Genomic DNA, 18,197 nt, shown 5'->3' on the forward strand with positions numbered 1-18,197 from the left:
TAGAGATTGTCGTTCTGGTCATCAGAAAAACCGCGTCGGACGACGCATGCTGGCAGGCGTATGCCGCGCCACGCGCGCCGCGCCCGACTGCACGCGCGTGCGGCGCGTGGTGGCGCGCTTGTACCAGGTGGGCATGGCGGTTTGCTTGACGCGCCAGTTCTTGCGCCTTGTCGTCGCGGCGGGCGTGGTGCTGGTTGGCCACGAAGTGTTGCCGGCGTCTTCGATCGCGCCGCCCGCAATGCTGGGCGACACCGACGTGCCGCTGTTCCACGCGTCGTTCAACTCGGTTTCATGCTTGCGCAGGTTTTCCTGGACGGCGGTTTCTACATTGCTCGCCGCCGTCTCGAACTCGGTTTTCATGCGACGCAATTCGTCTAGCTCTATTTCCCGCGTGACTTCCGCCTTCACGTCGTTGATGTAGCGCTGCGCGCGTCCAAACAGCGCGCCGGCCGTGCGGGCGACGCGCGGCAGCCGCTCAGGGCCGAGCACGACCAGAGCGACGACGCCGATCAGCGCCATCTTGGTTAGACCGAGGTCCAGCATGGAGGGGAATGTCCGTCAGTAACGCGGTTGGCCCGCGGCTTAGCGGTAGTCGCCCGAACGCGGGGTCTTTTCCTTGGCTTCCACATCCACCGCGCCGTTGCGCGGCAGTTCACGCTGCTGCGCGTCCGCCGACGGGGTTTCGTTTTCCCGCATGCCTTCCTTGAAGCCCTTCACGGCGCCACCCAGATCCCCGCCGATGTTGCGCAGCTTCTTCGTGCCGAACACGAGCGCCACGATCAGCAACACGATCAACCAATGCCAAATGCTCAATGAACCCATGACTACTCTCCTTGACCCCGACACCGCACAGGGTGCGGCAAAAATTCGTCAGCCTTGCGGCCTGAATGGAAGCGCACGCGCCTCAGCTATACCTTACAGCAGCATTGCGACCCTTGCCGATTTGCTGCACTTGCCGCCGAACCGCGATGATCCGGCGCGTATTGTGAACAGACAATCGCGTCGCCAAAATTACAGTCCCGCAAAAATAATGCATGCCCGACCGACGACGGCCGGCACTGCCGGCTCGCGCGCGCCTGCCGCGTCAGCCCATGCGCTGCCAGGGGCGCGGCCCGGCGAGAATGTGCGCGTGCAGGTGATACACCTCTTGCCCGCCGCCCGGACCGGTATTGATGACCGTGCGGAAGCCGGTTTCACCACCGGTGTACGCCACGCCCAATTGGTCGGCCAGACGCGCAACCAAAACAAGCATTCTACCAAGCAGCGGCGCATCGCTTTCGCTGCAATCGCTCAGGGTTGCGATGTGTTTGCGCGGAATGACGAGCACATGAGTTTCGGCCGCCGGACGGATGTCGCGGAACGCAAGAAACTCTTCGTCTTCATGTACTTTGGTGGAGGGAATCTCGCCGGCGGCGATCTTGCAGAAGAGGCAATTCGGGTCGTGACTCATCGCATTCCTGAAGCGGTATGGCTAAAGCGCAAGACGTGATCTCGAACGACGCGGCGAACCGCGTCGCCGTCCGGCTAAACATCGGACGAATTCAGTACCACGCCCGCGGATTGACAAGCGGCTTGTTATCGTACAGATACAGCCAGCCTTTGATAATACGGTACAACATCCAGATGCTGACGGCCCACAGCAGCGGAATGCCGATCACGACGAAGATCAGCAGCCCGCCAATCGCATAGCCCAGAAGCCCGATCCAGAACGTGCGGATCTGCCACTCGAAGTGCGGTTCATACGGCGTGCCCGCCGCGTCGCCGCGCTTCACATAATTGATGATGATCGCGATCAGAATGGTCAGCCCGCCCGTCAGCCAGTGGACCGCATACAGCGCGTACAGCACATGCGTGAGCGTGCGCAGGCTGCGTTCCCGCTCCGGCTCGATAGTGTGGCGGTAAGCCGGTGCCGGGTAACTCTCGTGCGACTGTTCCATTGCTGCGTCCTCCCGAAGTGGGTTGTGCGGATGCGTTCACTGCAATGTGGGTACCGGCGCTCACCACTTCAAGGCGGTGCGGCAAATACTAACGCCAGCGCACCGGACGAGCACACAGCGCGCTCAGTCGCCGTTCTGCTCGCGCTCGCGGCTCTTGCGCAGCGCCTTTTCCTCGATGCCCGACATGCCTTCGCGGCGCTCCAGCTCGGCGAGCACGTCGGCCGGGCTCAGCTCGTAATGTGACAGCATCACGAGACAATGGAACCATAGGTCCGCGACTTCGCCCACTAGCGCGCGGGTCTCGCCGCCGTGGCGCGTGTCCTTGGCCGCCAGTACCACTTCGGTGGCCTCTTCGCCGATTTTCTTGAGCACCGCGTCGTCGCCCTTGTGGAAAAGGCGCGACACATACGACACGTCCGGGTCGCCGCCCTTGCGGCTGTCGATGATCGCCGCGAGGCGCATCAGCGTGTCGGTCGTCGTGGGCGCGGCGGATGCGGCTTGAGTGGTTTGCGTCATTTGTAGATGTGTTCGGGGTCTTTCAGCACCGGATCGACGGCGACCCAGTCGCCGTCGTCCGCGGTGCCTTCGAATTTCTGGAAAAAGCACGAGTGGCGGCCGGTGTGGCACGCAATGCCGGACACCTGCTCCACTTTCAGCAACACGACGTCTTCGTCGCAATCGAGCCGCACTTCATGCACATGCTGTACGTGGCCCGATTCCTCGCCCTTGAACCACAGGCGCTGACGCGAGCGCGAGAAATACACTGCGCGGCCCAGTTCGATGGTTTTCGCCAATGCCTCGCGGTTCATCCACGCGAACATCAGCACGTCGTTGGTCGACGCTTCCTGCGCGATGACCGGCACGAGGCCGTTCGCGTCCCACTTCACTTTGTCGAGCCAATTGACTGCCGTAGGATTCACCACGTCACAACCTCACCGAAATGCCCTGCTCTGCCATGAAACGCTTGGCCTCGCCGACCGTGTGTTCGCCGTAGTGAAAGATGCTGGCGGCAAGCACGGCGTCTGCATGGCCGCTCTTGATGCCGTCCGCGAGGTGCTGCAGATTGCCGACGCCGCCGGAGGCGATGACGGGAACCGGCACGGCGTCGGACACCGCGCGCGTGAGCGCGAGGTCGAAACCGCTTTTGGTGCCGTCGCGGTCCATGCTGGTCAGGAGAATTTCACCGGCGCCGAGTTCGGCCATCTTGCGCGCCCATTCGACGGCCTCGAGGCCGGTCGCCTTGCGCCCGCCATGCGTGAACACTTCCCAGCGCGGCGGCTCGCCTTCTGCGGACACGCGCTTCGCGTCGATCGCGACGACGATGCATTGCGAGCCGTATTTGTCGGTGGCGTCTTTCACCAGTTGCGGATTGGCGACCGCCGACGAGTTCATGCTGATCTTGTCCGCGCCGGCATTGAGCAGGCGCCGCACGTCTTCGACGGCGCGCACGCCGCCGCCGACCGTCAACGGAATGAAGACCTGCGAGGCCACCGCTTCGATGATCGGCAGGATCAGATCGCGCTGGTCGGAAGTGGCGGTAATGTCGAGGAAGGTGAGTTCGTCCGCGCCCTGATCGTCGTAACGGCGCGCGATTTCGACGGGGTCGCCCGCGTCGCGCAACTCGACGAAATTGACGCCCTTGACCACGCGGCCGGCGGTAACGTCGAGACAGGGGATGATGCGTTTAGCTAGAGCCATGATCTTGCAATTCAGCCAATACCGCTGATGAGGCCGCTCGCTTCAGGTGCAGGCGAGCGGTGATGTGCCGGGTGGCGAGCCGCGTGGCGGCGGGCGGCTGCGACGCTTCGCGGGCAGACGCGGCTCAGTTGCCGCCGCCCGCTGTGCCGCCAATCGCGCAGCCTGCGAACAGGCGGGATGCGCGCTTCTCGCGTCAGGCGTCGTCCGATTCGCGCAGCCGGTCCGCCAGAGTCTGCGCCGCTGCGAAGTCCAGGTCGCCCGAATAAATGGCCCGGCCGCAAATCACGCCTTCAATGCCCTCGTCCTCGACTTCGCACAGCGACTCGATGTCCGTCAGATTCGACAGGCCGCCGCTTGCGATCACCGGAATCTTCACGGCGCGCGCGAGGCGCACTGTCGCCTCGATATTGATGCCCTGGAGCATGCCGTCGCGGCCGATGTCGGTGTAAATGATCGACTCGCAGCCGTAGTCCTCGAACTTGCGCGCGAGATCCGCCACTTCGTGGCCGGTCAGCTTGCTCCAACCGTCGGTTGCGACCTTGCCGTCCTTCGCATCCAGCCCAACGATGATATGGCCGCCGAATGCCGTGCACGCGTCCTGCAGAAAGCCCGGATTTTTCACTGCCGCCGTGCCGATGATCACATATTCGAGACCGTCGTCGAGATAGCGCTCGATCGTGTTCAGGTCGCGGATGCCGCCGCCAAGCTGCACGGGAATCTCGCCGCCCACTTCCTCGATAATCGCGCGAATCGCGTCTTCATTCCTCGGCTTGCCGGCGAACGCGCCGTTAAGGTCGACGAGGTGCAGACGACGCGCGCCGCGTTCGACCCAGTGTCGGGCCATCGCCGCCGGTTCCTCGGAGAATATCGTCGCCTGGTCCATATCGCCCTGTTTGAGGCGTACACACTGACCATCTTTCAGGTCGATGGCGGGGATCAGCAGCATAGCAATCGGGTGTTGTCTGGGAAGGGGTTGAAGGTCGGCGACGGCGGCTGGTCGGCCAGCCCGCCAGAACGCCGTCCCGCTAGTTTAGTACAACTCTTTCGACGCCCTTGCGCACAGGCGGCGCAAGGCACGATCGGGGTGCCGCGGCTGCGGCGCGCGGCGAGGGCCCCGCACGAGGCCGGACAGCGCGCGGCGGCAGACGGAATAAAGGTGCTCACGGGTTCCAGTGCACGAAGTTGCGATACACGCGCAGTCCCGCTTCGGCGCTTTTTTCCGGGTGAAATTGGGTGGCGAAGATGTTATCCCGCGCCACCGCCGAGGTAAAGGGCACGCCGTACACCGTCTCGCCGGACGTATGCGCTGCATTGTCCGGCACCACGTAGTAGCTATGCACGAAGTAGAAGAACGCGTTGTCCGCCACGCCGTCCCACAGTGGATGCGGCTTCGCCTGACGCACGCGGTTCCAGCCCATTTGCGGCACCTTGAAGCGCGAGCCGTCGTCCTGCACCCGGCCTTCCAGATCGAAACGCAGCACCTTGCCCGGCAGAAGGCCCAAGCCCGGCGTGTCGCCTTCCGCGCTCCAGTCGAACAGCATCTGCTCGCCGACGCACACGCCCATTAGCGGCTTCGTGCGCGACGCTTCCACCACGGCTTCCTGCAAGCCCGATTCGGCGAGACTGCGCATGCAGTCGGGCATCGCGCCCTGGCCGGGCAGCACCACACGGTCGGCCGCGCGAATCTCTTCCGGCTGGTCGACGATCGCCACGTCCGCTTCCGGCGCGGCCTTGCGCAGCGCCTGCGCCACCGAGCGCAGGTTGCCCATGCCGTAATCCACAATCGCTATCGAAGTTTTCATTTCAAGTTAGGCAGCAAAGCCTTCAATCCGTCGACGATGAACTCCACCGCCAGCGCCGACAACATCAAACCCATCAGCCGCGTGCCGATGTTGATACCGGTGCGACCCACCCAGCGGGCAATCGGTTCGGCAAGACGCAGCGAAAAAAAGCAGATCGCCGCCAGCACGGCGCCGATCAGGATCAGACCAAGCCGGTCGTACCAGTGCGGCGAGTTCGCCGCATAGACAATCGTGGTGCTGATCGCGCCGGGGCCGGTCAACAGCGGAATGGCAAGCGGCACCACGGCGATGTTGTCCTTCTGCTCGGCCTCGTCGCGTTCTTCGGGCGTCGAACGACTGTTGCCGATCTGCGCATTCAGCATGTTGATTGCCATCAGCAACATGATGATTCCGCCGCCCACTTCAAGCGAGCCCACCGAAATGCCAAAGAAGCTGATGATCTGCTGTCCCAGCAACGTGGTCACCGAAATCACGCAGAACACGGAAATAGCCGCGATCCGGATCGTTCTTCGCCGTTCGGCGTCGCCCTGCAGCGCCGTCAGACTCATGAAGAACGGAATCGCGCCGATCGGGTTGATCAGCGCGAGCAGCGAAATAAACGACTTCAGAATATCCATTGAACATCGGGCGCGCGTGCAGCGCGTCGCGGTCCGGGTAAATAAGTCGCTTAGAGGCTGCCCTTGGTCGACGGAATCTGCCCCGCCGCGCGTTCGTCCAGTTCCACCGCCATGCGCAGCGCGCGGCCGAAAGCCTTGAACACCGTTTCCAGCTGATGGTGAGCGTTGATACCGCGCAAGTTGTCGATATGCAGCGTCACGCCCGCATGGTTCACGAAGCCGCGGAAGAATTCGATAGACAGGTCGACGTCGAACGTGCCGATGCGCGCGCGCGTGAACGGCACATGGAACTCCAGGCCCGGACGGCCCGAGAAGTCGATCACGACACGCGACAGCGCCTCGTCGAGCGGCACGTACGAATGGCCGTAGCGGCGAATGCCCTTGCGCTCGCCGATTGCCTTGGCGACCGCCTGGCCGAGCGTAATGCCGGTGTCCTCGACCGTATGGTGGTCGTCGATATGCAGGTCGCCATGCGCTTCAATGTCGAGGTCGAACAGGCCATGCCGCGCGATCTGGTCGAGCATGTGGTCCAGAAACGGCACGCCGGTGGCCAGCTTCTGCTGACCGGTGCCGTCCAGATTGATCTTGACACGGATCTGCGTTTCGCTGGTATTGCGAACGACTTCCGCAAGGCGCATGGTAATTCCTCGAATCGAGCTAGAAAGCGATAGTAGTGTGGGTGGGAAGCGGCACGCCGCCGCTTAATGCAATACGAGCTTCAGGGCGGCGAGCAACTGGGCGTTTTCGTCGGGAGAACCAACGGTCAACCGCACGCAATTGGCCAGCAATGGATGCATTTTACTCACGTTTTTGATCAAAACCCGCGCCGTGAGCAGGGTTTCAAACAGAATGGAGGCGTCGGGCACGCGCACCAGCAGGAAGTTGCCGGCGCTCGGAAACACTTCGGCGCCCGGCAGTTCAGCCACAGCCGCTGCCAGTTTCGCACGTTCTTCGCGCAATTTCTCCGCCTGCGAGTCGAGCACGTCGACGTGATCCAGCAGGAAATCCGCCGCCGCCTGCGTCAGCACGTTGGTGTTGTACGGCGGGCGCACCTTGTCCAGTTCCGTGAGCCACGCGGGCTTGCCGACCAGATAGCCGAGGCGGATGCCGGCGAGGCCGAGCTTCGAGACCGTGCGCATCACCACCACGTTGTCGAACGCGTCGGCGCGCGGCAGCCAGCTTTGCTGCGCGAACGGCTGATAAGCCTCGTCGATTACCACAAGGCTCTTCGTCGCGGCGGCGATGATGCGCTCCATGTCCGAGTCGTCGAACAAGGTGCCGGTCGGGTTGTTCGGGTATGCCAGATAGATGACCGCGGGTTCGTGCTCCGCGATTGCGGCGAGCATGGCGGCGGTGTCGAGCGTGAAATCGGCGTTCAGCGGCACGCCGACGAATTCGAGATTCGCGAGCTTCGCCGACATCTGGTACATGACGAAACCCGGCACCGGCGCGAGCACCTTGGCCCCCGGCTTCGCGCACGCGATAGACAGCATGCTGATGATCTCGTCCGAGCCGTTGCCGAGCAGCACGTCGCAACCGGCCGGCACGCCCATCACGCGCTTGATCTTGTCGATGAGCGCTTCCGGGCGCGGCGCCGGGTAACGGTTCAGCGCGACGCCGGCCAGATGCTCGCCGAGATGCGCAGCCAGCACGGGGGGCAGCGGAAACGGATTTTCCATCGCGTCGAGCTTGATGTAGCCCGTGGCGTCCGCTACGGGATAGCTCGTCATCGCGAGCACGTCTTGGCGAATGATGTCTTGAGGTGTCGTCATAATTCAGTCGGCCGGTGCCGCGCGCACGGTGCCCCCGTCGGGAGCATGGAACGCTTCGGACATGCCTCGTTGCGCGGCAGGACTGCCGCGCCGGGTTGGTCTGTGTTGTCGTTATCGTCGGGCGCCCCTGCTGCGCGGCCGCGCTGCGCCGCTCAGCTACCTTGGCGCATCCGGTATTCCGCGCTGCGGGCGTGCGCCGGCAAGCCTTCGCCGTAAGCCAGCTCGGCAGCGATCTCGCCGAGCGTTTGCGCGCCTTCCGCGCTCACCTCGATCAGACTCGAGCGCTTGAAGAAATCATAGACCCCGAGCGGCGACGAAAACCGTGCGGTGCGCGACGTAGGCAGAACATGGTTCGGCCCGGCGCAATAGTCGCCGAGACTCTCGCTCGTGTAGCGGCCAAGGAAAATCGCGCCCGCATGGCGGATGAGTTGCCCCCACTGATGCGGCTCGAGCGCCGAAATTTCCAGGTGCTCGGGCGCAATGTCGTTGGCAATCGCGCAGGCTTCGGCCATGTCGCGCACCTTGACGAGCGCGCCGCGCCCTTCCAGCGACGCCTGGATCACGTCGCGGCGCGGCATGGTGGGCAGCAATTCGTCGATGGCGTCCTGCACGCGGCCAATGAACGCGTCGTCCGGACACAGCAGAATGGACTGCGCGAGTTCGTCGTGCTCGGCCTGCGAGAACAGGTCCATTGCAACCCAGCGGGGATCAGTCGTGCCGTCGCACAGCACCAGAATTTCAGACGGCCCGGCAATCATGTCGATGCCCACCGTGCCGAATACGCGGCGCTTGGCCGACGCTACAAAAGCATTGCCCGGGCCGCAGATTTTGTCGACCGCGGGCACGGTTTCGGTGCCGTACGCGAGCGCGGCCACGGCTTGCGCGCCGCCGATGGTAAACACGCGGTCCACGCCGCCGAGCAAGGCAGCCGCCAGCACCAGCGGATTTTTCACGCCGTCAGGTGTCGGCACGACCATGACGATTTCGCGCACGCCCGCCACGCGCGCCGGAATCGCATTCATCAGCACCGACGACGGATACGCCGCCTTGCCGCCCGGCACGTAGATGCCCGCGCGGTCTAGCGGCGTCACCTTCTGGCCGAGCACCGTGCCGTCGGCTTCCGTGTATTGCCAGCTATGGCTGCCGCATTCGATCTTCTGCTTCTCGTGGTAGCCGCGCACGCGCGCTGCCGCGGCTTCGAGCGAGGCCCGGCGCTTCGGCTCCAGGCCTTCGAGCGCCGCTTCCAGTTCCGCAATCGGCAACTCCAGCGCCGCGACGTTCTGTGCGTTCAGCCGGTCGAAGCGGTTCGTGTACTCGAGCACCGCCGCGTCGCCGCGCGCCTTCACGTCGCTCAGAATCTGCGCGACTGAGCGCTCGATTGCTTCGTCTTCGCTCGCCTCGAACGCGAGCACCGCGTGCAGCGACTTCCGGAAGTCTGAAGCGGCAGAATCGAGTTTGCGAATCTTGATAGACATACGGGTATCCGTTTCGGTAAGGCGCGCTTTAAGGCAAGCTCAGACTGGTTCCATCCAGTGTCAGGCGGCGGCAAGGCCGGCTCTGGTTGCGCGTTCGAACGCGTCGAGAATCGGCCGCAACGCCGCGCGCTTGAGCTTCAGCGCTGCCTGGTTCACAACGAGGCGTGACGAAATCTGCATGATTTCCTCCACCTCTAGGAGATTGTTCGCGCGCAGGGTATTGCCCGAGCTCACCAGGTCGACGATCGCATCCGCCAGGCCGACGAGCGGCGCCAGTTCCATCGAACCGTACAGCTTGATCAGGTCCACGTGCACGCCCTTGGCCGCAAAATGCTCACGCGCCGTCTCCACGTATTTGGTCGCGACGCGCAAGCGGGCGCCCTGGCGCACCGCGTTCGCATAGTCGAAACCCGCGGCCACCGCGACCGACATGCGGCAGCGCGCGATGTCCAGATCCACCGGCTGATACAGGCCGCTGCCGCCGTGTTCGAGCAGCACGTCCTTGCCCGCCACGCCGAAGTCGGCCGCGCCGTACTCCACATAGGTCGGCACGTCGGTCGCGCGCACGATGATCACGCGCAGATTCGCGTCGGTGGTCGGCAGGATCAGCTTGCGCGAGCTTTCCGGATCTTCGGCCACTTCGATACCGGCCGCGGCGAGAAGCGGCAACGTTTCCTCAAAGATACGCCCCTTCGACAAAGCCAGCGTGAGCGGCGCGCTCACTGCCGCAGAGCTCGAGGTTTGCGGCGTCGCGCTCATGCCTCGCTCCCGGAGATGCGGCGCACCTTCGCGCCGATCGCGTTCAGCTTGCTTTCCATGCGGTCGTAGCCGCGATCCAGATGGTAGATGCGGTCGATCAGCGTTTCGCCTTCGGCGCGCAACGCCGCGATGACGAGACTCGCCGACGCGCGCAGATCCGTCGCCATGACCTTCGCGCCCGAGAGCTTGTCCACGCCCGTGACGAGCGCGGTCTTGCCGTCCGTGGTGATGTTGGCGCCGAGGCGGTTCAGCTCCTGCACGTGCATGAAGCGGTTCTCGAAGATGGTTTCGACGACCTGCGCCTTGCCTTGCGCGATCGTGTTCAGCGCCATGAATTGCGCCTGCATGTCGGTCGGGAACGCCGGATATTCGGACGTGCGGAACGACACCGCGCTCGGGCGCGTGTCCATGCGAACGCGCATCCAGTCGTCGCCTTCCTCGATCGTGACGCCCGCTTCGCGCAGCTTCGCAGTCACCGCTTCCAGAATTTGCGGACGCACGCGGCGCAGCGTGACGTCGCCGCCCGCGGCCGCCACCGCGCACAGGAACGTGCCGGCCTCAATGCGGTCCGGAATCACTGTGTGCGTCGCGCCATGCAGCTTGTCCACGCCCTGAATCACCAGACGATCGGTGCCGATGCCTTCGATTTTCGCGCCCATCTGCACGAGCAGATGCGCCAGATCGCCCACTTCGGGCTCCCGCGCCGCGTTTTCGATGACCGTCTCGCCTTCGGCGAGCACCGCCGCCATCAGCAGATTCTCGGTGCCCGTCACCGTGATCATGTCGGTGATGATGCGCGCGCCCTTCAGACGCTTCGCGCGCGCTTCGATGAAGCCGTGCTCGATCGTGATCTCGGCGCCCATTGCCTGCAGGCCCTTGATGTGCTGATCCACCGGACGCGCGCCGATTGCGCAGCCGCCGGGCAGCGAGACCCGCGCGTGGCCGAACCGGGCGACGAGCGGCCCGAGCACGAGAATCGACGCGCGCATGGTCTTCACCATTTCGTACGGCGCGACGAGGTTGTCGACTTTGGACGCGTCGAGCGACACGCGGCCCTCGCCGCTTTCAATGCGCACGCCCATCTGCCCGAGCAGCTTGAGCATGGTGCGCACGTCCTGTAGATCGGGCACGTTGTCGAGCTGCACCGGTTCCGCGCTCAGTAGACTCGCGCACAGAATGGGCAACGCCGCGTTCTTCGCACCCGAGACAACGACCTCACCCGACAGCGGGTAGCCACCTTCAATGACGAGTTTGTCCATGCCTGTCTGTTCCTGATCGACCCGGCCCTGAGCCGGGACTGCTTCAATTGTGTTCGGCGCGCCGCTGCCGGCGTCGCGCCCTTCCTGAGTAATTCGCACTAAATTTCCAGATTACGCGTTCTGCCATTCGGCGGGCGTCAGCGTTTTCATGCTGAGCGCGTGAATTTCCTCGCGCATGCGGTCGCCGAGCGCCGCGTACACGAGTTGATGACGCTGAATCAGCCGCTTGCCCTCGAAGCTCGGCGAAACGATGGTCGCAAAGAAATGCTGACCGTCGCCTTCGACTTCGAGATGCTGGCAGGCGAGTCCAGCAGCGATGTATTGCTTGACCTGTTCGGGAGTCGGCAACATGAGAGAAGCTCCTCGTCAGTGGCGCAGCTTGTAGCCGGACGCGAGCATGCGCATCGCCACCACGGCCAGCACCACGAAGAAACCGGCGACAATCGCAAGGCTCTCGAGCGGATTGATATCCGACATCCCGAAGAAACCGTAGCGAAAGCCGTCGATCATGTAGAAAAAGGGATTGAGCCGCGACACCTCGCGCCACACCGGCGGCAGCGTATGCGTCGAGTAGAACACGCCCGAGAGAAACGTGAGCGGCATGATCAGGAAATTCTGGAACGCGGCAAGCTGGTCGAACTTTTCGGCCCAGATGCCCGCGATCAGACCGAGCGTGCCGAGAATCGCCGCGCCGCAAATCGCAAACAGAATGATGTAGAGCGGCGCCGTGAAGCTGACCGGCACGAACCAGATCGTCACGATGAATACCCCGAAGCCGACCGCGAGACCGCGCGCGACCGCCGCGAGCACGTAGGCAGCGAACATCTCGTAGTGCGAAAGCGGCGGCAGCAGCACGAACACCAGATTTCCGGTGATTTTCGACTGGATCAGCGACGACGAACTGTTCGCGAACGCATTCTGCAATACGCTCATCATCACGAGGCCCGGCACGAGGAAGCTCGTATATTCGACGCCTGGATAAACCTGCACGTGGTTGCGCAGCGCGTGGCCGAAAATGGTGAGATACAGCAGCGCCGTGATGATGGGCGCAAGCACCGTCTGGAACGACACCTTCCAGAAGCGCAGTATTTCCTTGTAGAACAGCGTGCCGAAACCGCTATAGCCGCTCATGCGAGTCCCTCGATCACTTCCGGACCGTTCATGATCTGAACGAATACGTCTTCGAGGTCGGCCTTGCGGACCTCGATTTCCTCGAACGTGCAGCCTGCCGCACGGCATTGCGCGAGAATTTTCTCGACGTCGTCGTAGCTTGCGAGGCGCAGCAGATGCTGGCGGCTATTGCCGTTGCCCGCGCCGCCTTCCGCTTCCAGCGGCCGCAGTTCGGCGGGCAGAACGCCCTGCGCGAAGCGCACGAATAGCTGCATGCCGGCAAAGCGTTGCAGCAGCGTGCTCGTGCGATCGAGCGCCACTACCTCGCCGCGACGCAGCATCGCGATGCGGTCGCACAGCGACTCCGCCTCTTCCAGATAGTGCGTGGTCAGCACGATGGTATGCCCTTCGCGATTCAGACGCGAAATGAACTTCCACAGCGTCTGGCGCAGCTCGACGTCGACACCGGCGGTCGGCTCGTCCAGCACGATGACGGGCGGGCGGTGCACCAGCGCCTGCGCGACCAGCACGCGGCGCTTCATGCCACCCGACAGCGCGCGCATGTTGGCGTCGGCTTTGTCCGTGAGATCGAGGTTGGCCATGATCTCGTCGATCCACGCGTCGTTGTTGCGCAACCCGTAGTAGCCCGACTGAATGCGCAAGGTTTCACGCACGGTGAAGAACGGATCGAACACGAGCTCCTGCGGCACCACGCCCAACGCGCGACGGGCTGCGCGAAAGTCGTCCACCACGTCGTGGCCGCGCACGGCAATGCTGCCTTCGTCCGCGCGCGCGAGGCCCGCGAGAATGCTGATGAGCGTTGTCTTGCCCGCGCCGTTCGGACCGAGCAGCCCGAAGAACTCGCCTTCTTCTACCGTGAGGCTGACGCCCTTGAGCGCCTGCAAGTCCTTGTAGCGCTTCTTGACGTTACGAATTTCGATGGCTGACATGACAGTGCGCCACGTGCGTCGCGGCGCTTAAAAGAGCCCTGGGCGGGCGCACAAATGCTGGAAAGAAACGGAGTTGAGGCGAGTCGGGTGGCCCGAACCATGCCCCAAAAAACGGTTGATTATAGGGCAAAACCTGACGGCCCTATCTCAGGTGGGGGGATTGGAGGTCGTGCGATCAGCGCGCCGGGCTGCGCCAACACAATGCCGGCGTCAACCTGGCGACGCACTGTTTGGCAGCACCGGGTAGCAACAGAAGTGCCGACAGAAACGCCAGCCAGGTGCGGGCTTGCTCAGCCCTGGCTCGCGCCATCACCGGCGCCGGCGATCAGCGTGTCCACGCCGTAGGCATGCGCGAGGCTCGCCAACCCGGCCGGCAGATTGTGAACTTCGAACGCGCCGCCGCGCGCCTCGCCGGCCCGCCGCCACGCGAGTAGCACAGCGAGCGCCGACGAATCGAACTGCGTGAGCGGCGCGCAGTCGACGCCGCGCGCGCCTGCGGCGATCCGCTCGAGACCCGCCGCGAGCGCGGCGCTCGCGCTCGCGTGGGTCAGCGTCGTGCCGCTCGTGAAGCGATTGGCGACCGGGCTCAGCACTTCGCTCACGACTGCTTGCCTGCGGCGAGTTGCTGGTTGCGCTGCGTGAGGAACTGGATCAGTCCGTCGACGCCCTTCTGCTGGATCTGCTCGTTGAACTGCTGCTGGTAAGCCTGGATCAGCCACGCGCCGAGCACGTTGATGTCATACACGCGCCAGCCTTGCGGCGTCTTATAAAGACGATAGTCGAGCTCGATCGGCGAACCGTTGTTCATGACCACCGAACGCACCACCGTGTCGGTATCGTCCGGGTTCATGCGGAACGGCTTGTACTGGATCTGCTGGTCGCGCACCTGTGCGAGCGCGCCCGAATACGTGCGGATCAGCAGCATCTTGAACTGCTCGACCACCTGCGATTGCTGCTCGGGCGTCGCGCTGCGCCAGTTGCGGCCCATCGCCAGTTGCGTGGTGCGGCGAAAGTCCGTGTACGGCAGGATCTTTTCGTTGACGAGACGCGTGATATGCGAAATGTCGCCCTGCTGGATCGACTTGTCGGCGCGCACAGCGTCGATCACCTGGGCGGTGACCGTCTTGACGAGCACGTCCGGTGCGCTGCTGTCCACAGCTTGTGCCGACGCTGCGGCGCTCATGAACGAGAACAGCGCGGCAAACAACGGAAAGAGGAAGAATTTTTTCATATCGAGCCTTACAAAAAATAGTGCAACCGTTTGAGCGGACATTAACACGCGAGTTCAGCGGCAATCCATGCGCAAACTGCGAGAGTCGTATCGATCTGTTACGGCCGCACCGCCTGCGTCAACGCACGCCAACGCACCTCAACGCAGCTTGAACGACGGAAAATTAAAGCGCGAGGGCGGCACCAGTTGCCCCGCCGGGATTTGCGTGGTCTCCGGACCGCCGTTGATGTCGAGCGGCGGTGTCTCCGCGCTGCCCGACGCGTTTTGCGGCGCCGCTGCGCTGTTGGCGCCGCCGTTGGTCCCGTTATTGGCCGCGCCGTTAGCCGCGTTTTCCGCCGCCGCGGCGCCCGAAGCCGCCTGCGGCGCCGTGGCGGCGCTCGCGCCGGAAGCGGCCCCCGCCTTCGCGGCAGCACTGCCCGTTCCCGCCGCTCCCGCGGTTCCCGTCACTGCGCCAGCCGGCGCGCCGGCGGCCGTGCCGTCGACGTCGTCGTACTTGGGCAGCGGCGCTTCATCGCCGTAATTCGGCAGCGCCTGCGACTGCTTGCCGTCCGACAGCAGATACTGGCGGCGCTGCAAGTACGCATTACGCACGAACGAATACTTGTCGAGCGCGGCGCCTTCCAGCACGTCGCTCGCACTCAGCAGGTTCGCGCGCGTGTTGACGATGTTCAGACCATACAGCGCCCAGCTCAAGCCTGCCGGATCGACATAGCTGAGCGGGTTGACATAGTAATTGCCGATCGAGCCGACCGCGTCGCGCACGGTGCTCGGGCCAAACAGCGGCAGGACCAGATACGGCCCCGCCGGCACGCCGTAGTGGCCGAGCGTCAGCCCGAGGTCGTTGTCGTGCTTGGGCAGCTTGGCGAGCGTCGCCACGTCGAACAGGCCGCCGACCCCGAAGACCGTGTTGATCACGATCCGCATGATGTCCTGAACGCCGTCGGTAATCTTCAACTGCAGCAGGTTGTTGGCCGCAATATAGACGTCGCCGATATTCGAGAAGAAGTTCGTCACGCTGTCGCGCACCGGCTGCGGCGTGATGAACACGTAGCCCTTGGCGACCGGCTTCAGCGCGTACTGGTCGAGTTTGTCGTTGACGGTGAAGATGGTGCGGTTGAGCCCCTCGAGCGGATCGCCCTTGGTCGGCGTTTGCACCGTGGTGCAACCCGCGAGCGCCGCGGCCGCAACGGCCAGTCTGGCCACCCGGAAGACGCGCGCGCCTCCGGCCTGTAAGGTCTGCATTGTTGTTCTCCTTATTGACCGGCCGAGCCGGAAGCGGGCACCGCCGCCGTGGGCGCCGCCGCGGGTGCTGCCGCCGGTGCCGCCGGCGCGGTGCCCGGCCTGGATGCGCCCGAATCGGCCGCTTTGCTGTAGAGGAACTGTCCGATCAGGTTTTCCAGCACGATTGCCGATTGGGTCATGGAAATCGTGTCGCCGGCCTTGAGCATTTCGGAATCGCCGCCCGGCTCGAGCCCGATGTATTGCTCGCCGAGCAGCCCCGAAGTCAGAATCTTTGCCGACGTGTCTTTCGGAAACTGGTATTGCCTGTCGATGTCGATGGTGACGAGCGCCTGATAGGCATTGCTGTCGAAACCTATCGAGGCGACCCGGCCGACCGTCACGCCCGCGCTCTTGACAGGCGCGCGCGCCTTCAATCCGCCGATATTGTCGAACTTCAGCTTGACCGGATAGGTCGCCTGGAACGACAGCGAACTCATGTTGCCGGCCTTCAGCGCGAGAAACAGCAACGCCACGAAACCCAACACCACGAACAGGCCGACCCAGAAGTCGAGAGCAGTCTTTTTCATTGTCATCCCAAAGTGAATCCGCCGCGCCGTCGTCGCCTCGCCGTGGTTGCGCCGCGCGCGCCCAGCGCGGCAGCGTCCGGCAGGCAACACAGTCTTAGCTGAACATCAGCGCGGTCAGCAGAAAATCGAGGCCGAGCACCGCGAGCGACGCGTACACGACCGTTTTGGTCGTGGCGCGCGACACGCCTTCCGGCGTGGGCCGCGCTTCATAGCCCTGGAAGAGCGCCACGAACGTCACGGCAAGGCCGAACACCACGCTTTTGACGACGCCCGCGCCCACGTCGCGCCAGACATCCACGCCGCCTTGCATTTGCGACCAGAACGCGCCGGCGTCCACGCCGATCAGCAGCACGCCGACCACGTAGCCGCCCAGCACGCCGACCGCGCTGAAGATCGCGGCGAGAATCGGCATGGAAATGATCCCGGCCCACAGACGCGGCGCCACCACGACCTTGACCGGGTCCACCGCCATCATTTCCATCGCGGTCAATTGCTCGCCGGCCTTCATCAGGCCAATTTCGGCGGTCAGCGAGGTGCCAGCGCGCCCGGCGAACAGCAGCGCCGTGACCACCGGCCCGAGTTCGCGCACGAGCGACAGCGCGACGAGCAGCCCGAGCGCCTGCTCGGAGCCGTAGCGGTTCAGCGTGTAATAACCTTGCAAACCAAGCACGAAGCCGACGAACAGCCCCGACACCGCAATGATCACGAGCGAATAATTACCCACGAAGTGGATCTGCTTCGTGACAAGGCGCGGACGGCGCAGCAGCGCGAAGAATTCGAACAACAGCCGGAAGAAGAAGCGCGTGGCGTAGCCGGCCGTTCCGAGGCCCTCGAGCACCGAGCGGCCGACTGTGCTGATCAACGAGCCGATCATGCCCGACCTCCGCCCACGCCGAAGTCGGCCGCGAGCGGCGTCCTCGTCGGGTAGTGAAATTTGAACGGGCCGTCGGGTGCGCCGTCGATGAACTGCCGCACGGTCGGATCGGTCGACTCGCGCAATTGCGCGGGCGTGCCCTCGGCATGCACGCCGCCGTTGGCGAGAAAGTACACGTAGTCGGCAATCGCGAACGATTCCGGCACGTCGTGCGTAACCAGAATGGACGTCGCGCCGAGCGCCTGATTGAGCGCGCGGATCAGGTTCGCGGTAATGCCGAGCGAGATCGGATCGAGGCCGGCAAACGGCTCGTCGTACATCATCAGCTCGGGATCGAGGGCGATGGCGCGCGCGAGCGCCACGCGCCGCGCCATACCGCCGGAAATTTCCGAAGGCAGCAGGTCGCGCGCGCCGCGCAGGCCGACAGCGTTGAGCTTCATCAGCACCAGGTCGCGGATCAGTTCCTCGGGAAGATCGGTGTGCTCGCGCAGCGCAAACGCCACGTTCTCGAACACCGACATGTCCGTGAACAGCGCGCCGAACTGGAACAGCATGCCCATTTTGCGGCGCAGCGCGTACAGGCCCTCACGGGTCTGCGCGCCGACGTTCTGGCCGTGAAACAGGATCTCGCCGCGCTGCGCGCGCACCAGACCGCCGATCAACCGCAGCACGGTGGTCTTGCCGCAGCCCGAGCCGCCCATGACCGCGACCACCTGCCCGCGCTGAAAGCGCAGATTCAGGTTCGACAGTACGAGCCGGTCGCCGTAACCGAAGTCGACGTCGCGCAGTTCGAGAAGGGTCTCGGAAGAGGAAAACACTGACTGACAGTCCTTTTACAGGGAAGGCCGAATTATAGGGCCATCATGCAAAAGTTGCCGTGAGGTGCCCTCTCCTTAACGAAACGT

Annotated in this window: 24 protein-coding genes; all 24 read right to left on the minus strand. The window is 64.0% G+C overall.

Annotated elements, in window-relative coordinates:
* Nucleotides 1–21 precede the first annotated feature (21 nt).
* The 24 genes from tatB to JNB89_RS19270 all read right to left on the minus strand — a co-directional run bounded on the left by tatB (nt 22) and on the right by JNB89_RS19270 (nt 18,110).
* Nucleotides 22–543, minus strand: coding sequence for a Sec-independent protein translocase protein TatB (gene tatB, locus JNB89_RS19155; protein WP_220363298.1), 522 nt, complete (start codon nt 541–543; stop codon nt 22–24).
* Between the two features lie 39 nt (nt 544–582).
* Nucleotides 583–822 (minus strand): Sec-independent protein translocase subunit TatA, encoded by a 240-nt coding sequence (tatA, locus tag JNB89_RS19160; RefSeq protein ID WP_013340667.1) that lies wholly within the window; start codon nt 820–822, stop codon nt 583–585.
* A 262-nt stretch (nt 823–1,084) separates the two neighbouring features.
* Nucleotides 1,085–1,450, minus strand: coding sequence for a histidine triad nucleotide-binding protein (locus JNB89_RS19165; RefSeq protein WP_013340668.1), 366 nt, complete (start codon nt 1,448–1,450; stop codon nt 1,085–1,087).
* Between the two features lie 91 nt (nt 1,451–1,541).
* Nucleotides 1,542–1,937 carry a DUF4870 family protein gene (locus JNB89_RS19170; protein ID WP_013340669.1) on the minus strand — a complete coding sequence of 132 codons (396 nt, stop codon included), beginning with the start codon at nt 1,935–1,937 and terminating at the stop codon, nt 1,542–1,544.
* Nucleotides 1,938–2,060: 123 nt separating this feature from the next.
* The gene (locus JNB89_RS19175; protein ID WP_220363299.1) at nt 2,061–2,453 is read right to left on the minus strand and encodes a phosphoribosyl-ATP diphosphatase; all 393 of its coding nucleotides are present in this window, start codon (nt 2,451–2,453) and stop codon (nt 2,061–2,063) included.
* Nucleotides 2,450–2,860, minus strand: coding sequence for a phosphoribosyl-AMP cyclohydrolase (gene hisI / locus JNB89_RS19180; RefSeq protein ID WP_013340671.1), 411 nt, complete (start codon nt 2,858–2,860; stop codon nt 2,450–2,452). The genes JNB89_RS19175 and hisI overlap by 4 nt, the downstream gene beginning before the upstream one ends.
* Before the next feature lies 1 nt (nt 2,861).
* Entirely contained in the window at nt 2,862–3,635 is a 774-nt protein-coding gene (gene hisF, locus JNB89_RS19185; protein WP_013340672.1) for an imidazole glycerol phosphate synthase subunit HisF, read from the minus strand.
* 193 nt (nt 3,636–3,828) lie between these two features.
* Nucleotides 3,829–4,581: a 1-(5-phosphoribosyl)-5-[(5-phosphoribosylamino)methylideneamino]imidazole-4-carboxamide isomerase gene (gene hisA / locus JNB89_RS19190; RefSeq protein ID WP_013340673.1), complete on the minus strand. Its 753-nt coding sequence runs from the start codon at nt 4,579–4,581 to the stop codon at nt 3,829–3,831.
* Between the two features lie 214 nt (nt 4,582–4,795).
* Nucleotides 4,796–5,437, minus strand: a complete 642-nt coding sequence (gene hisH, locus JNB89_RS19195; protein ID WP_220363300.1) for an imidazole glycerol phosphate synthase subunit HisH — start codon at nt 5,435–5,437, stop codon at nt 4,796–4,798.
* The gene (locus JNB89_RS19200; RefSeq protein ID WP_220363301.1) at nt 5,434–6,054 is read right to left on the minus strand and encodes a YchE family NAAT transporter; all 621 of its coding nucleotides are present in this window, start codon (nt 6,052–6,054) and stop codon (nt 5,434–5,436) included. Before JNB89_RS19200 ends, hisH begins: the two co-directional genes overlap by 4 nt.
* A gap of 50 nt (nt 6,055–6,104) precedes the next feature.
* Nucleotides 6,105–6,692 carry an imidazoleglycerol-phosphate dehydratase HisB gene (gene hisB / locus JNB89_RS19205; RefSeq protein ID WP_013340676.1) on the minus strand — a complete coding sequence of 196 codons (588 nt, stop codon included), beginning with the start codon at nt 6,690–6,692 and terminating at the stop codon, nt 6,105–6,107.
* A 63-nt stretch (nt 6,693–6,755) separates the two neighbouring features.
* Entirely contained in the window at nt 6,756–7,826 is a 1,071-nt protein-coding gene (gene hisC / locus JNB89_RS19210) for a histidinol-phosphate transaminase (protein WP_220363302.1), read from the minus strand.
* A 152-nt stretch (nt 7,827–7,978) separates the two neighbouring features.
* Nucleotides 7,979–9,301 carry a histidinol dehydrogenase gene (gene hisD / locus JNB89_RS19215; protein WP_220363303.1) on the minus strand — a complete coding sequence of 441 codons (1,323 nt, stop codon included), beginning with the start codon at nt 9,299–9,301 and terminating at the stop codon, nt 7,979–7,981.
* Nucleotides 9,302–9,361: 60 nt separating this feature from the next.
* A complete protein-coding gene (gene hisG, locus JNB89_RS19220) occupies nt 9,362–10,060 on the minus strand; it encodes an ATP phosphoribosyltransferase (RefSeq protein WP_220363304.1) in 699 nt (232 codons plus the stop codon).
* Nucleotides 10,057–11,319, minus strand: coding sequence for a UDP-N-acetylglucosamine 1-carboxyvinyltransferase (gene murA, locus JNB89_RS19225; RefSeq protein WP_220363305.1), 1,263 nt, complete (start codon nt 11,317–11,319; stop codon nt 10,057–10,059). The genes hisG and murA overlap by 4 nt, the downstream gene beginning before the upstream one ends.
* 111 nt (nt 11,320–11,430) lie before the next feature.
* Nucleotides 11,431–11,670, minus strand: coding sequence for a BolA family protein (locus JNB89_RS19230; RefSeq protein ID WP_006052280.1), 240 nt, complete (start codon nt 11,668–11,670; stop codon nt 11,431–11,433).
* 15 nt (nt 11,671–11,685) lie between these two features.
* Complete coding sequence (locus JNB89_RS19235; RefSeq protein WP_013340681.1) at nt 11,686–12,450, minus strand: ABC transporter permease; 765 nt, start codon at nt 12,448–12,450, stop codon at nt 11,686–11,688.
* The gene (locus JNB89_RS19240) at nt 12,447–13,379 is read right to left on the minus strand and encodes an ABC transporter ATP-binding protein (RefSeq protein WP_013340682.1); all 933 of its coding nucleotides are present in this window, start codon (nt 13,377–13,379) and stop codon (nt 12,447–12,449) included. The genes JNB89_RS19235 and JNB89_RS19240 overlap by 4 nt, the downstream gene beginning before the upstream one ends.
* 290 nt (nt 13,380–13,669) lie before the next feature.
* Nucleotides 13,670–13,981, minus strand: coding sequence for an STAS domain-containing protein (locus tag JNB89_RS19245; protein ID WP_013340683.1), 312 nt, complete (start codon nt 13,979–13,981; stop codon nt 13,670–13,672).
* Entirely contained in the window at nt 13,978–14,610 is a 633-nt protein-coding gene (locus tag JNB89_RS19250; protein WP_013340684.1) for an MlaC/ttg2D family ABC transporter substrate-binding protein, read from the minus strand. The genes JNB89_RS19245 and JNB89_RS19250 overlap by 4 nt, the downstream gene beginning before the upstream one ends.
* 138 nt (nt 14,611–14,748) lie before the next feature.
* A complete protein-coding gene (locus JNB89_RS19255) occupies nt 14,749–15,852 on the minus strand; it encodes an MlaA family lipoprotein (RefSeq protein WP_013340685.1) in 1,104 nt (367 codons plus the stop codon).
* A gap of 11 nt (nt 15,853–15,863) precedes the next feature.
* Nucleotides 15,864–16,418, minus strand: coding sequence for an outer membrane lipid asymmetry maintenance protein MlaD (mlaD, locus tag JNB89_RS19260; protein WP_135894970.1), 555 nt, complete (start codon nt 16,416–16,418; stop codon nt 15,864–15,866).
* 94 nt (nt 16,419–16,512) lie between these two features.
* Entirely contained in the window at nt 16,513–17,280 is a 768-nt protein-coding gene (gene mlaE, locus JNB89_RS19265; protein ID WP_041729133.1) for a lipid asymmetry maintenance ABC transporter permease subunit MlaE, read from the minus strand.
* 8 nt (nt 17,281–17,288) lie between these two features.
* Complete coding sequence (locus tag JNB89_RS19270; RefSeq protein WP_013340688.1) at nt 17,289–18,110, minus strand: ABC transporter ATP-binding protein; 822 nt, start codon at nt 18,108–18,110, stop codon at nt 17,289–17,291.
* Nucleotides 18,111–18,197: the final 87 nt, after the last annotated feature.

This window comes from Paraburkholderia phenoliruptrix (genome assembly GCF_019511605.1).
Classification (GTDB): domain Bacteria; phylum Pseudomonadota; class Gammaproteobacteria; order Burkholderiales; family Burkholderiaceae; genus Paraburkholderia; species Paraburkholderia phenoliruptrix_A.